The organism is Pedococcus sp. 2YAF34, from assembly GCF_052114585.1.
Classification (GTDB): Bacteria; Actinomycetota; Actinomycetes; order Actinomycetales; family Dermatophilaceae; genus Pedococcus.
In genome coordinates, this window is the sequence record NZ_JBFRFA010000044.1 from 14,457 (window position 1) to 27,547 (window position 13,091).

11 protein-coding genes are annotated in these 13,091 nt (G+C 71.5%); 4 read left to right on the plus strand and 7 right to left on the minus strand.

What is annotated here, in order from left to right; translation table 11 throughout:
* The first annotated feature begins 130 nt into the window (after window positions 1-130).
* Window positions 131-2,158 carry a HelD family protein gene (locus tag AB4Z02_RS17100; RefSeq protein WP_056881982.1) on the plus strand — a complete coding sequence of 676 codons (2,028 nt, stop codon included), beginning with the start codon at window positions 131-133 and terminating at the stop codon, window positions 2,156-2,158.
* Between the two features lie 13 nt (window positions 2,159-2,171).
* On the plus strand, window positions 2,172-2,825 hold the full coding sequence (locus tag AB4Z02_RS17105) for an HD domain-containing protein (protein ID WP_056881983.1): 654 nt from the start codon (window positions 2,172-2,174) through the stop codon (window positions 2,823-2,825).
* A gap of 39 nt (window positions 2,826-2,864) precedes the next feature.
* Here AB4Z02_RS17105 and AB4Z02_RS17110 read toward each other — a convergent pair whose 3' ends face one another.
* Entirely contained in the window at window positions 2,865-3,374 is a 510-nt protein-coding gene (locus AB4Z02_RS17110) for an NUDIX hydrolase (protein WP_056881984.1), read from the minus strand.
* Window positions 3,371-4,117 carry a DUF4031 domain-containing protein gene (locus tag AB4Z02_RS17115; RefSeq protein ID WP_082589885.1) on the minus strand — a complete coding sequence of 249 codons (747 nt, stop codon included), beginning with the start codon at window positions 4,115-4,117 and terminating at the stop codon, window positions 3,371-3,373. Before AB4Z02_RS17115 ends, AB4Z02_RS17110 begins: the two co-directional genes overlap by 4 nt.
* Window positions 4,118-4,238: 121 nt before the next feature.
* On the opposite strand from AB4Z02_RS17115, the gene AB4Z02_RS17120 reads away from it, so the two are divergent.
* Window positions 4,239-4,529: a WXG100 family type VII secretion target gene (locus AB4Z02_RS17120; RefSeq protein ID WP_056881985.1), complete on the plus strand. Its 291-nt coding sequence runs from the start codon at window positions 4,239-4,241 to the stop codon at window positions 4,527-4,529.
* Between the two features lie 43 nt (window positions 4,530-4,572).
* Here AB4Z02_RS17120 and AB4Z02_RS17125 read toward each other — a convergent pair whose 3' ends face one another.
* The 4 genes from AB4Z02_RS17125 to groL form a co-directional block, all read right to left on the minus strand.
* Complete coding sequence (locus tag AB4Z02_RS17125) at window positions 4,573-7,113, minus strand: ABC transporter permease (protein WP_441972446.1); 2,541 nt, start codon at window positions 7,111-7,113, stop codon at window positions 4,573-4,575.
* A 2-nt stretch (window positions 7,114-7,115) separates the two neighbouring features.
* Window positions 7,116-7,946, minus strand: a complete 831-nt coding sequence (locus AB4Z02_RS17130) for an ABC transporter ATP-binding protein (protein ID WP_441972451.1) — start codon at window positions 7,944-7,946, stop codon at window positions 7,116-7,118.
* 129 nt (window positions 7,947-8,075) lie between these two features.
* A complete protein-coding gene (locus AB4Z02_RS17135; RefSeq protein ID WP_441972447.1) occupies window positions 8,076-9,776 on the minus strand; it encodes an alkaline phosphatase D family protein in 1,701 nt (566 codons plus the stop codon).
* Between the two features lie 159 nt (window positions 9,777-9,935).
* Complete coding sequence (gene groL, locus AB4Z02_RS17140; protein ID WP_056881988.1) at window positions 9,936-11,561, minus strand: chaperonin GroEL; 1,626 nt, start codon at window positions 11,559-11,561, stop codon at window positions 9,936-9,938.
* Window positions 11,562-12,020: 459 nt separating this feature from the next.
* Here groL and AB4Z02_RS17145 point away from each other — a divergent pair, with 459 nt between their 5' ends.
* The gene (locus AB4Z02_RS17145) at window positions 12,021-12,908 is read left to right on the plus strand and encodes an endonuclease domain-containing protein (protein ID WP_441972449.1); all 888 of its coding nucleotides are present in this window, start codon (window positions 12,021-12,023) and stop codon (window positions 12,906-12,908) included.
* A gap of 34 nt (window positions 12,909-12,942) precedes the next feature.
* Here the strand turns inward: AB4Z02_RS17145 and AB4Z02_RS17150 are convergent.
* Window positions 12,943-13,091 (minus strand): integrase core domain-containing protein (locus tag AB4Z02_RS17150; RefSeq protein WP_441972251.1); only part of this gene is annotated, 149 nt, incomplete at its 5' end.

Here is a 13,091-nt window from a genome sequence, read left to right on the forward strand (position 1 = left end):
ACGGTCCCGCGTTTGGGGGCAGGCGGGTGAGCCAGCGCTCACCTTCCTGCCCCCAAGTGCGTGGGTGCGGGCCAGGGGTGGGGCGAAACCCGTTCGACCTGACGGCCGTCCGGTGGCAAGGTAGGTCCTTGTGTCTGCCGCCTCCACACCCGCCCCGGAGCTGAAGCGAGAGCAGGACTACCTCACCACCGCGCGGGCCGCCCTGGCCCGCATGCGTGAGCAGACCCTGGCGCTCAAGGTGCAGGCGCACGACCCGATCTCGGCGGAACACCTGGCCCGTACCCTCCACCTCCGGGCGGCGTCCCTGGAGGACGACCCTTCGACGACGCTGTTCTTCGGCCGGATCGACACCGACAGCGACGAACGCTGGTACGTGGGACGGCGGCACGTCGCCGACGACCGTGGCGACCCGCTCGTCATCGACTGGCGCGCCGGGATGTCGACCGCGTTCTACCGCGCCTCCCGGACCCAGCCGATGGGCATCGTGCTGCGCCGCCGGTTCGGGCTCGACCGCGGCGCCATCACGGCGTACGAGGACGAGCACCTCCAGGACCGCGCCGAGCACGACGTGCGCAGCCAGATCCTCGCCGAGGAGATCGAGCGGCCGCGAGTCGGGCCGATGCGCGACATCGTCGCCACCATCCAGCCGGAGCAGGACGAGATCGTGCGCGCCGGTGCCGAGCAGACGATCTGCGTCCAGGGCGCCCCGGGCACGGGCAAGACCGCGGTCGGCCTGCACCGTGCCGCATGGCTGCTCTACGCGTTCCGCGACAAGCTCGCCCGGTCCGGCGTCCTCGTCATCGGCCCCAACCGCGCCTTCCTCGAGCACATCGGGGCCGTGCTCCCTGCGCTCGGCGAGGTGGCCGTGGGGCACACGACCATCGAGGAGCTCGTCGCCTCCGTCCCCGTCCGTGGCACCGACGCCACGGCGACGGCGGTGCTCAAGGGCGACGCCCGCCTCGCCGAGGTGCTGCGGACGGCCGTGTGGTCCCAGGTGGGGACCGCGACCGAGGCGCTCGTCGTACCGCGCGGCGTGCGCAAGTGGCGCGTCCCCGCCTACGAGGTCAACGAGATCCTCGACGAGCTGCGCACGCGTGGGGTGCGCTACGACGCAGCCCGGCAGATGCTGCCCCAGAGGCTCGCCCACGCGGTGCTGCTGCAGATGGAGCGCGCGGGCGACTCCCCCGACGACCGGGTGCAGGACACCGTCGCGCGCAGCGCCGTCGTCAAGAAGTACGCCGCGTCGCTGTGGCCCGCGCTCGACGCCAAGGCGGTGCTCTTCTCCCTGCTCTCCGACGGCGAGGAGCTGGCACGCCATGCGCAGGACCACCTGGACGCCGACGAGCAGGCGCTCCTCGTGTGGGAGAAGCCACCGCGCAGCAAGGGAGCCGCGCGCTGGTCGCGCGCCGACGCGGTGCTGCTCGACGAGCTGGCCGACCACATCGCCCGCACCCCGTCGCTCGGCCACGTCGTCCTCGACGAGGCGCAGGACCTCTCGCCCATGCAGCTGCGTGCCGTCGGCCGCCGCTGCTCCACCGGCGCGGCGACCGTGCTCGGCGACATCGCCCAGGGCACCACCCCGTGGGCGACGGACTCCTGGGAGTCTTCGCTGGTCCACCTCGGCAAGCCGGGAAGTCACGTCGAGGTGCTCGACCGTGGCTTCCGCGTGCCTGCCAGCGTGATCGAGTACGCCGCGCAGCTGCTCCCGCACATGGCTGCAGGGCTCGGCGCACCGGTCTCCGTCCGTGACAACCCCGGCCGGCTCGACATCGTCCCGGTGGCCGAAGGGAAGGCGTTGGCGCAGACGGCGTCGGTGGTGGCGACCGAGTCCACCGAGCCCGGGTCGATCGGCGTCATCGTGCCCGACGAGTGGGTCTCGAAGGTGTCGAAGGCGCTGCAGGACAAGGGGATCGACCACGGCGTGCTCGGCCAGGACCATGGCGACATCGACCACCAGGTCGACGTCGTGCCCGCCACCGTCGCCAAGGGCCTGGAGTTCGACAGGGTCGTGGTCGTGGAGCCGACCGCCATCGCCGCGGCGGAGCCCGACGAGCGCACCGGTCTGCGACGCCTCTACGTCGTCCTCACCCGAGCGGTGTCGGCGCTGACCGTCGTCCACGCCCAGCCGCTTCCCCCGGCTCTCGCCACCGAGGCCTGACACACTCGTCCCCGTGCCCGCGCTCATCACCTGGTGGAAGCTCGACCTCGCCGAGCTCGCGCCCGACGCCCACCACGACGCCGTGCTCGCCATCGGCTCCGACCTGCTGCAGCGGTGGACCGAGCCGCACCGCCGCTACCACTCCACCCGCCACCTCGTGGAGGTCTTCTGGGCACTCGAGGACCTCGAGGAGGGTGGCGAGGTGACGGCCCGAGAGGGCGCGCTGGGACGGTTGGCCGGGTGGTTCCACGACGCCGTCTACGACCCGTCCGCCGCAGCCGGGAGCAACGAGCAGGAGAGCGCCGACCTCGCCGTCCGTGACCTGAGGGCGCTGGGGCTCGGCACCCACGACGTGGCCACGGTGCGCGACCTCGTCCTTGCCAGCACCACCCACGCCCTGCCGACGAAGGGCCTGGCCGCGGCCTTCCACGACGCCGACCTGTGGATCCTGTCCGCCGACGCCGCTCGCTACGCCGACTACACCGCCCAGGTGCGCGAGGAGTATGCCGCCGTACCCGATGCCGCGTTCCGCTCGGGCCGGGCGGCGGTCCTGCGGCCGTTCCTCGACCGTGAGGCGGTCTACGCGACGGCGACGGGTCGCGACCGCTGGGAGGACGCGGCACGTGCCAACCTCGCCCACGAGCTCGACGCCCTGACCGGGCGCTGACCGGGCTCGGACCCGGATCTGACCAGGACCTGCCAGGGGTCAGTCCGCCAGGCCCACCTCGACCAGGGGCCACCAGAACTGCCGCCCCGACCGGGCCAGGAACTCGCCCGGATCAACCCACTGGGGGTCGACGGCGTCGTCCTCCCGTGCGACGAGCGCCTCCCCCACCGCCGGCCACGCGGCGGCATACAGCTGCATGAAGCCGCCCTGCCTCGGCCACCGCCCCGTGCTGGTGACCGGCTCGAACTGCTCGTGGCCGATGGGCACCAGCATCTCGGGGTCGAGGTCGAGCCCGACCTCCTCCGCGACCTCGCGGACCACGCACTCGACGACCGACTCACCGGGCTCGCGCCAGCCGCCTGGCGGTCCCCACTCGCCGCGACGGGGGCTCCAGGTGACGGCGCACCAGCCGCGGGCGTCGCGCAGCACGACCATCGCCGCGAAGACGTCCGCCGGGGGCGCGAGCTCGGCTGTCGGCGTCAGCACCACGTGGGCGACGGAGCCGTCGGCGAACTCGACCGCCTCCAGCCGCAGGGGGAGAGCGGTCACCGCGGCGACTCGTCGAGGTGCGTGACCAGCGGCCACCAGTGGCGTTCGCCGAGCTCTGCCGCCGCCTCGTCGCGACGGACCCACAGACCGACCCCGGTGCGCAGCTCCTCCGTCACCCCGAGCGCGTCGTGCCAGACGGCGAAGCAGGCCTTCGGCACCGGCCACGGGTAGTCGGCGTCCGGCTCCGGCACGGTGTTGCGGACGTAGCCGAGCAGCTCCGGCGCCAGCCTGTGGCCGGGCCCCGCCACCACCTCGAGGAGCCGTGCGAGCGCGTCCGCGGGCGCGAGCCGGCCGACCGGCGCCGACGGGAGGTCGAGGCCGCCCGTGAGGCGTTCCAGGACGAGCAGGTCAGGGCCGCGCAGCAGGGCCAGCCGCACGACCACGGTGCTCGCCGGGGGCTCGGGCTGTCGGGAGGCGATGACGTCGGCCCGTGACCCCGGGGGCAGCCAGGCCGCACTGGGGACCGCGCGGACGACTCGCTCGTGCTTGCGCTTCTGCACCCGCAGGCCGCTGCGCTGCAGGATCCGGACGATCTCCTTGCCGCCGACCTCGACCGCCCCCGCGGCGACGAGTGCGTCGTAGCGTTCCTGGGGCACGTCGTAGTGGTCGCCCTCGAACCCGCGATGTGGGATGCCTTGCGCCGCAGCGAAGTCGTGCAGCTCGGCGTACGAGGTGTCGCTGACCAGGTGGGACCAGAGCCGCCCGTGGGCGGGCCACGCGGGCGGGTCGATCCAGATGGTCACGGACCGACGCTACCCCGAGCCGGGCGGCCCTGTGGAAAACCCGGCGGCCTGTCGGTCGGTCCGGCCTAGCCTCCCGGCAGGAGGTGTCGCACCGGCACCGAGACCCTTTTCAGGAGGAGCCATGGCGGCACAGTTCCAGGTGGACACCGAGCAGATCCAGGCGGCGTCCGGTGACATCGCCCGCATCTCGGGCGAGATCGACGCGCAGGTGACGGCGATGATGGGCCGGCTCAACGGGCTCCAGGGTGCGTGGACCGGCACCGCGTCGTCCCGGTTCCAGGCGCTGGTCGCCGAGTGGCAAGGCACGCAGCGCCAGGTCCGCGCCTCGCTCGACTCCATCGGCGGCGTCCTCGCCGCGGCGGGGGCGCAGTACGCCGAGACCGAGGCGCAGACCCTGCGGATGTTCAGCTGACACCGGGCCGGGGCGGAGAGACGACCGCCCCGCCCGGTGTCCGCTACTCGGTGGTGATGGCTCGCAGCACGTCGAGACGAGCGGCCCGGCGCCCCGGCCACAACGCGGCCAGCACCCCGACCAGCCCGGCCAGCACGACGAACACCGCGAGCTGGACCCCGGGGATGGAGAGCACGTCGATGCCGTCGTCCGCGAGACTGCGCTGCAGGGCCCACCCGGCAGCCAGGCCGAGCACGACACCCAGGACCGCCCCCAGCAGCGCGATGGCGACGGACTCGAGCCGCAGCATGGTGCGCAGCTGGCGTCGGCTCAGGCCGACCGCCCGCAGCAGCCCGATCTCGCGGGTGCGCTCGATCACCGACAGGGCGAGGGTGTTGACGATGCCGAGCACCGCGATGATGACGGCGAGGCCGAGCAGCGCGTAGATGATGTAGAGCAGCTGGTCGATCGGCTTGCGCTGCTCGGCCGCGAACTCGTCCTGGTTCTTGAGCGTCACCGTCGGCACGTCGGCGATGACCTTGTCGATGCCGGCCTCCACGGCGGCCGCCTTGGCCCCGCGGTCGCGCACGACGAACACGGCGCTGTCCTGCACCGGCACCCCGGCCTTCTCCGCGGTCGCCAGCGACACGAGGATCGAGTTGGGCAGCGCTGCCGAGCTGACGAAGACCCCGGCCACCTTCGCCGAGCCCTGAGTGCCCGACACGTCGGTGCGCACCGTCGAGCCCACCGCCAGGTGCTGCTTCTTCGCCCGGTCCTCCGAGACCAGGACGGTGCCGTCCTTCAGCCCGGCGAGGGACCCGCTGCGGAACTCGACCGGGACCGCCTTCCCGAACGTCACCGGGTCGACGGCGGCCGCGAAACCGCGGTCCTGGTTGACCGACACCGGCAGGTAGCGAACGGCGGCCACTGTGGCGACGCCGGGCACCTTGGCCACGTCAGCCGTCACGGTGGTCGAGAACGGCAGCCCCACCGCGTTGGACAGGACGTAGTCGGCCGCGAACTTGGCGTTGATCGACTTGTCGACGCTCGCCTTCGCCGAGGCGCCGAAGACCGACATCATCGACACCAGCGTGAGGCCGATCATCAGCGCCGAGGCGGTTGCTGCGGTGCGCCGGGGGTTGCGGGTGGCGTTCTGCTCGGCCATGACCCCGACCGCGCCGAAGCTGCGGCGGTAGCCCCACCCGAGGAGGGCGATGACGGGGCGACCGACCACGGGGCTGGTGAGGATGGCGGCCAGGACGACGCCGAGCACCCCACCGCCGACCCAGTAGGCCGAGTTGGAGATCGAGGTGAACGCGCCGAGGTAGCCGGCGACGAGCCCTCCCACGAAGAGCACGGCCCCCACCCACACCCGGCGGTGCAGGGCCGACTCGGGCAGCGCCACGTCGTCGCGCATCGCGGCGACCGGCGGCATCTTGCCTGCCCGGCGCGCGGGCAGGTAGGCGGCGACCATCGTCACGACCAGGCCCACGGCATACGCGATCACCGCGGTGCTCGGGCGGAAGACGAGCGGCGAGCCGCTGAGGTCCAGCCCGAACTGGGCGAAGAGCTTCTGGATGCCGATGGCGAGCGCGAACCCGAGGCCGAGTCCTACCGTCGACCCGACGAGCCCGACGACGAACGCCTCGAACAGCACCGACCGCGTCACCTGGTGCCGGCCGGCGCCGAGGGCGCGCAGCATGGCGAGCTCGCGGCTGCGCTGGGCGACGAGGATCGAGAACGTGTTGATGATGAGGAACGAGCCGACGAACAGCGCGATGCCGGCGAAGACGAGCAGGAAGACGTTGATGAAGTTGAGCGCCTTGTTGATGCCGGTGGCCGACTCCTTGGCGACGGACGCGCCGGTCACGGCCTCGTAGCCGCTGGGGAGCTTGGCCTGCACCGCCTTGGCCAGGTCCTCCGCGCTGGTCCCGTCGGCAGCGGTCACCCAGGCGTCGCTGTACTCGTCCTTGCCGCCGAGGAAGAGCTGCTGGGCCGTCCGCGTGTCGAAGAAGGCCAGGGTCGCCCCGACGGTCCCGCCCTTGAACTCGGCGATGCCGACGAGCCGTGCGGTGACGACCGGCTGGGCGCCGCTCGTGACGAGCTTGACCGTGTCGCCGACGGCGTACCCCGCCCGCTTGGCGGTGCCGGAGTCGAGGACCACCTCCCCCCTCGTGGTCGGCCAGCGGCCCTGGGACAGGGACGCCGGTGGCTCACCGGCCGAGGTGGGGGCGTCGTTGTGGCTGAGGCCGAGGCCGGGTGGGCCACCACCGCCGATGAGCTTGCCCTGGGTCGAGACGACGAAGGTCGTGGGGTTGCTGACGTTGCCGTCGGCACGCGCCACACCGGGCAGCGCGGCCAGGCTGCGGACCAGCGCGCCGGGGACCGTCTTGGAGGTCGGGCCGGAGTCGAAGTCCGAGCTCGCCGACTCGGGGCGGACCACGACGTCACCGACGGTGTTGACGATGCCGTCGAAGGCGCGCCCGAGGGTGTCGGTGAAGATGAAGGACCCGGAGACGAACGAGACGCCGAGGATGATCGCGAACGCGCTCATGAACAGCCGCAGCTTGCGGCCGAGAAGGCTCTTCCAGCTGGCCTTGAGCACCGTCAGCTCCCTGCCGCGCGGTGCTGCTCGGCGGCCTGGTGCTCGGCGGCGGGTCGGGACAGACGGGTGTCCAGCCGCTTCATGCGCTCGAGGATCTTCTCGGCCGTGGGCTCGCGCATCTCGTCGACGACCTTGCCGTCGGCCAGGAACACCACGCGGTCGGTGTGGGCGGCCGCGACCGGGTCGTGGGTGACCATGACGATGGTCTGCCCGAACTCGTCGACGCTGTGTCGCAGGAAGTTGAGCACCTCGGTGCCGGAGGTCGAGTCGAGGTTGCCGGTGGGCTCGTCGGCGAACACGATCTCGGGCTTGCTCACCAGGGCGCGGGCGCAGGCGACGCGCTGCTGCTGGCCGCCGGAGAGCTCGCTGGGCCGGTGGTCGAGGCGGTCGCGCAGGCCGACGGTGTCGATGACGGTGTCGAACCACGCCTGGTCCGGCTTGCGGCCCGCGATGGCCAGGGGCAGCAGGATGTTCTCCTGCGCGTCGAGGGTGGGGATGAGGTTGAACGACTGGAAGACGAAGCCGATCCGGTCGCGCCGCAGCGTCGTCAGGTCCTTGTCCTTGAGGCCGGTGATGTCGACGTCGCCGACGAACACCTCGCCCGACGTCGCGGCGTCGAGGCCGGCGGCGCAGTGCATGAGCGTGGACTTGCCCGACCCGGACGGCCCCATGATCGCGGTGAACTCACCGGCCGCGAGGTCGACGCTGACCCCGTCGAGGGCACGGACCTGAGCCTCACCCTTGCCGTAGACCTTCGTGAGGTCGCGCACCCGAGCCGCCGGGGCGGCCTTGCGGGTGGGCTCCGTGGTGGACACGGGGGTGCTGGCGGTCATGGGTCCTCCCGGGGACAGGGCGTCGGTCGTCACGGAGGACAACGCTAGGGCGGCCCGGATTGCTCCACCCTCAGGTGAGACCCCCACCGGCCCCTGAGTCGACCCTGAGGTTGCAGGGATGGCCCCCCGTCAGGAGATGACGACGCGAGCCACCTGTCGCAGGTCCGGTTCGTCGTACTTGTCGCCCTTGACCTCGCCGAGGTCCCAGCGCATGACCAGGCCGCGTCCGCGGACCTGCAGGGTCGCGAGGTTGTTGTCGAACCACGGGCCCTCGGTCATCGGCCACTGGTACGGCGCGTTGGGCACCTTGGAGGTGCGCGCCACCAGGAGCTGCAAGGGCCTGGCCAGGCCCTTGCCGAGCATCGCCTGCGCGATGCGCGCCTGCCGTGGCAGCGGGTTGCGGATGGGGGAGCACACAGCCTGGATGATCCGGCTCGAGCCCGGTCCCAGCTCCTTGGGGTCGATCTCGGTGACGTAGGAGTTGTGGACGTCACCGGAGAGGAACGTGATGGTGCCCGGCGCCGTACCCCTCTCGCCGTGCGCGACCTCGACGACCATGTCGAGCACCTGTTTGAACCCCTCCTGGAACGCAGCCCAGTGCTCGAGGTCCAGGGCTCGGCGCATCTTCTCGCCCCACCTGGCGACCCGGGGGCCCCAGGCACCGTTGGACATGGCCTCGTTGATGGCCTCGAGGTCGTGGATGCCCTGAGCCATGAGGAACGGCAGGGACGTGGCGATGAACAGGTGGTCGACGTCGCCGCGCAGCTGGCCGTCGACCCACGCCATCTCGTCGTCGTCGAGGATCGATCGACGGTCGGGCGTGAGGAGCCGCGCGGCCCGGGAGTCGACGACGACGAGCTTGGACTCGCCCAGGTCGCGGGCGTAGCTCCAGCGGTACGTCTCGGGCTGGGCGTCGACCCGCGCGGCGAGGGTGTCCAGGACCTCGGTGAGGTCGAGCTCGCCGGCGGCACCGGAGCCCGCGTGCTCGGCGATGAGCTGCCACACCTCGTCCTGCGCCAGGTCCTCGGGGCTGAGGTTTCCCGCGTGCTGGTAGACCCAGTAGGACGCCAGGCCGCCGACGATGCGCTCGTGCCACCACGGCTTGGCGTTCATCTCGCGGTGCCAGTCCTGCGAGGTGTTCCAGTCGTCTCGGATGTCGTGGTCGTCGAAGATCATGGCGCTCGGCAGTGTCGACAGCAGCCAGCGGTTGAGCGGGTCGGTCCACGCGAGCCGGTAGAGGTGGGCGTACTCCTCGTAGTCCTTGAGCTCCTCGCCCGGCGGCTCGTCGAGGCTGCGCCGGGAGGCGATGAACTCCCGCATCTCCTCCGAGGTCTCGTCGGCGTAGACCTGGTCGCCGAGGAAGACCACGAGGTGCGGCCACTCGGCCGGGTCGGTTCGGGTGAGGTGGAAGGCGTAGGCCCTCAGCGCGTCGACGCCGTTGCTCTTGTTGCCCTCGGCGTCGTGCGGCACCGAGGTGCGGCACGAGCCGAACGCCATACGGGTGGGCTCGCTGTGCCGGTGCGTCGTGACGCGGCTCGGCGGCAGCGAGGCGGTCAGCGCGTCGACCCCCGGGCCCTTCGGCGGCCATGCGGTGTCCCCGTCGACGTCGACCTCGTACTCGCTCGTGGCTCCCGGCTCGAGCCCGTCGAGGACCACGAGCGCGTAGTGGTGGCCGTGCGCGCTGAAGGTGGACGCCTCCCACGACCGGCCGAAGGCCCGCACCGTGACCGTGGCGTGCTGCCGGGTCTGCACCCACACCGTGGCGCTGGTCTCACCCACGTAGCGCAGGAGCGGACCGAGCGTGAGCGGGCTGTCTTCGAGTGGAGGCACGGCACTGTTTCTACACGTCGCACCCGTGCGGTGGGTGCCAAACCCCCTCCCCGGTCACCCGTCCGGCGTGCGGTATGGCGCCGGGTACGCCGAAGGGCGGCTCCCTGCTGGGGAACCGCCCTTCGACGTTCGTGCTGGTGACGCGTGGTGCAGTTGGGCTCAGAAGCCCATGCCGCCCATCTCGTCGCCACCGGGCGCAGCGGGGGCAGCCTTCTCGGGCTTGTCCGCGATGACGGCCTCGGTGGTGAGGAACAGCGCGGCGATCGACGCGGCGTTCTGCAGCGCGGAGCGCGTGACCTTCGCCGGGTCGATGATGCCCGCGGCGATGAGGTCGACGTACTCGCCGGTCGCGGCGTTGAGGCCGTGGCCGGAGGGAAGGTTGGAGACCTTCTCCGAGACGACGCCGCCCTCGAGGCCGGCGTTGATCGCGATCTGCTTGAGCGGGGCAGAGGCGGCGACGCGGACGATGTTCGCGCCGGTGGCCTCGTCACCCTCGAGCTCCAGCTTCTCGAACGCGGCCTTGGTCGCCTGGAGCAGGGCCACGCCACCACCGGCGACGATCCCCTCCTCGACGGCAGCCTTGGCGTTGCGCACGGCGTCCTCGATGCGGTGCTTGCGCTCCTTGAGCTCGACCTCGGTCGCGGCACCGGCCTTGATGACTGCGACACCGCCGGCCAGCTTGGCCAGGCGCTCCTGCAGCTTCTCGCGGTCGTAGTCGCTGTCCGACTTGTCGATCTCGGCGCGGATCTGGTTGACGCGACCCTGGATCTGGTCGTTGTCGCCAGCACCCTCGACGATGGTGGTCTCGTCCTTGGTCACGACGACCTTGCGCGCACGGCCGAGCAGGTCGAGCTCTGCGGTGTCGAGCTTGAGGCCGACCTCCTCGGAGATGACCTGGCCACCGGTGAGGATGGCGATGTCGGCGAGCATGGCCTTGCGACGGTCACCGAAGCCCGGGGCCTTGACGGCGACGGACTTGAAGGTGCCACGGATCTTGTTGACCACCAGGGTCGACAGGGCCTCGCCCTCGACGTCCTCGGCGATGATGAGCAGCGGCTTGCCGGACTGCATGACCTTCTCGAGGAGGGGCAGCAGGTCCTTGATGCCGGAGATCTTGGAGTTCACGACGAGGACGTAGGGGTCCTCGAGCACGGCCTCCATGCGCTCGGTGTCGGTGACGAAGTAGTGGCTGATGTAGCCCTTGTCGAAGCGCATGCCCTCGGTGAGCTCGAGCTCGAGCCCGAAGGTGTTGCTCTCCTCGACGGTGATGACGCCTTCCTTGCCGACCTTGTCCATGGCCTCGGCGATCATCTCGCCGATCTGGGGGTCAGCGGCAGAGATCGAGGCGGTGGAGGCGATCTGCTCCTTGGTCTCGACGTCCTTGGCCATCTCGAGCAGCTGGGCGGAGACGGCCTCGGTGGCCTTCTCGATGCCGCGCTTGAGGGCCATCGGGTTGGCGCCGGCCGCGACGTTGCGCAGGCCCTCCTTGACGAGGGCCTGGGCCAGCACGGTGGCGGTGGTGGTGCCGTCGCCCGCGACGTCGTCGGTCTTCTTGGCGACCTCCTTGACGAGCTCGGCGCCGATCTTCTCGTACGGGTCGTCGAGCTCGATCTCCTTGGCGATGGACACGCCATCGTTGGTGATCGTGGGGGCGCCCCACTTCTTCTCGAGGACGACGTTGCGGCCCTTCGGGCCGAGGGTGACGCGGACGGCGTCGGCGAGGATGTTCATGCCCCGCTCGAGACCGCGGCGAGCCTCTTCATCGAATGCGATGATCTTGGCCATTCGGGTGGTTCCTCCCACGCGAATCGTGTGTGGCGGCCTCGCCGCGCCCGCGACGGACGGCCCGGTTCCCGCGGCTCACGTCGCGCACGTTCCCCGGACCTCACTTTGAGGCCATGATTGTCACTCTCATGGCGAGAGTGCTAACGCCATTATTGGCACTCCCCCGCGGAGAGTGCAAACGCCTCCCGGCCCGCGATGGTGGTGCGCGTCCCCCTGCCCCTCCCCCTTGCGCCTCCCCCTTCACCCCTCCCCCTTGCGCCGAAGTCTGGGACTTCGGGCCATACGAGCCGGACTTGCGCCGAAGTCTGGGACTTCGGGCCATACGAGCCTGCGTTGACCCCAAGTCCCAGACCTCGGGGCACGGCGCACCACCGCGTGGGCGGCTACCGGGCCCGGTACGCGGCCGGACCTGTGGACAACTCGAGGGCCGTGGGTACGGAGCACGGCAGCCTGAGTACCGTGCCTCTCCCGCTCCCATCGCTGCCCGCCTCCCTGCAGGGACGCGCGTTCACGCTGGCGGAGGCCCGGGCGGCGATGGTCAGCCAGGCGCGGCTCGAGGCGGCGGACCTGGTGCGGCCCACCTGGGGCGTCCGCGCCCACGACCACGCCCGCGCCGTCGACGAGCTCGCCCACACCGTCGGCCTCGCCCTCGAGGGCACCTACGCGTTCTCGCACCTGACGGCTGCCCGGCTCTGGCGGTTGCCACTGCCCACCGCGTGGAGCCGCGAGGAACCACTCCACGTCATGCGCGACGCCACGCCGCTGCGCCGTGCTGGCGTCGTCGGGCACCGCGGCCTCGCCGGGCGCCGTCACGAGACCCTCCGCGGCCTGCCGGTGACCTCACCCGTCGACACCTGGGTCGACCTCGCGAGGGTGCGGGGCCTCACCGCCGAGGACCTGGTCATCGCCGGCGATGCCTTCGCCACCCGCACACCGGACCTCCTGGAACCCCTGGTGCACGCGGCGGCCGAGGCAGCCGGTCGTGGGCGGCGTCTGCTCAGGGAGGCCGGGCCACTGCTGCGTCGCGGGAGTGGCTCGCCCATGGAGACCCGGGCCCGGCTGGCGTTCGGTCGGGCCGGCCTCCCGGAGCCGGAGCTCAACGCCGACGTGTTCGCCGAGGACGGTCACTTCTTGGCCAAGGTCGACTTCCTGTGGCGGGAGACGCGGGTCATCGTCGAGTACGAGGGCGACCAGCACCGGACCGACCGCCGCCAGTGGCAGAGCGACATACAGCGCACCCGGTTGCTCGAGTCACTCGGCTGGCGGGTCGTGAGGATGACTGCCGCGGACCTGTACGGCGCCGGGTTGGCCCGGTTCGTCGCCGAGCTCGCGGCCCTGGTCGCCTGATCGAAGTCCCAGACTTCGGCGCAAAGGGGGCCGCCTAGGTGTACTGACCTGACAGGTTGGTCAAGCGGGTGATGGGTGGCTTGTTCCCGCAGGCGGTGTGGGGTCGGTGGTGGTTGTACTCGTGGATCCATGCTGGCAGGGCGGCCCGGCGTTCGCTTTCTGAGGTGTAGGCGCGGGCGTAGC

What these genes read in the sequence shown, in the direction of transcription:
- AB4Z02_RS17120 (WP_056881985.1), top strand. Translation starts at nt 4,239, where the DNA reads ATGGCGGCACAGTTCCAGGTGGACACCGAGCAGATCCAGGCGGCGTCC.
- AB4Z02_RS17130 (WP_441972451.1), bottom strand. Translation starts at nt 7,946, where the DNA reads ATGACCGCCAGCACCCCCGTGTCCACCACGGAGCCCACCCGCAAGGCC.
- groL (WP_056881988.1), bottom strand. Translation starts at nt 11,561, where the DNA reads ATGGCCAAGATCATCGCATTCGATGAAGAGGCTCGCCGCGGTCTCGAG.